Below are 685 nucleotides of genomic sequence, written 5' to 3' on the forward strand. Positions count from 1 at the left end.
GTAAATAATGGTTATATTAAACCACTACTTTTAAATTGTGGTCAGTGAAGAGCTGAGTCTATATAGAGAAGGAATCTCCGACCCTCTGGTCCGCTATTTCCAAAAACAGGATGCTTACCGAGCTACGTCATTCACCGACTGTAAATAATGGTTATATTAAACCACTATTTTTAAATAGTGGTCGGTGAAGAGGGATTCGAACCCCCGACCCTCTGGTCCCAAACCAGATGCGCTACCAAACTGCGCTATTCACCGACTGTAAATAATGGTTATATTAAACCACTACTTTTAAATTGTGGTCAGTGAAGAGCTGAGTCTATATAGAGAAGGAATCTCCGACCCTCTGGTCCGCTATTTCCAAAAACAGGATGCTTACCGAGCTACGCTATTCACCGACTGTAAATAATGGTTAATTAAACCACTACCTTTTAATAGTGGTCGGTGAAGAGGGATTCGAACCCCCGACCCTCTGGTCCCAAACCAGATGCGCTACCAAACTGCGCTATTCACCGACTGTAAATAATGGTTTATTAAACCACTACTTTTAAATTGTGGTCAGTGAAGAGCTGAGTCTATATAGAGAAGGAATCTCCGACCCTCTGGTCCGCTATTTCCAAAAACAGGATGCTTACCAAGCTACGTCATTCACCGACTGTAAATAATGGTTATATTAAACCACTACTTT

The 685-nt window shown here is 41.6% G+C and carries 2 tRNA genes; both read right to left on the reverse strand.

Annotation, left to right across the window (positions count from 1 at the left end):
• Nucleotides 1-178: 178 nt before the first annotated feature.
• Nucleotides 179-255 (reverse strand) — tRNA-Pro (locus tag C9J45_RS21430).
• 180 nt (nucleotides 256-435) lie between these two features.
• Nucleotides 436-512: transfer RNA gene (locus C9J45_RS21435), tRNA-Pro, on the reverse strand.
• Between the last annotated feature and the right edge of the window lie 173 nt (nucleotides 513-685).

The organism is Photobacterium sp. GB-1 (genome assembly GCF_003026165.1).
GTDB lineage: Bacteria > Pseudomonadota > Gammaproteobacteria > Enterobacterales > Vibrionaceae > Photobacterium.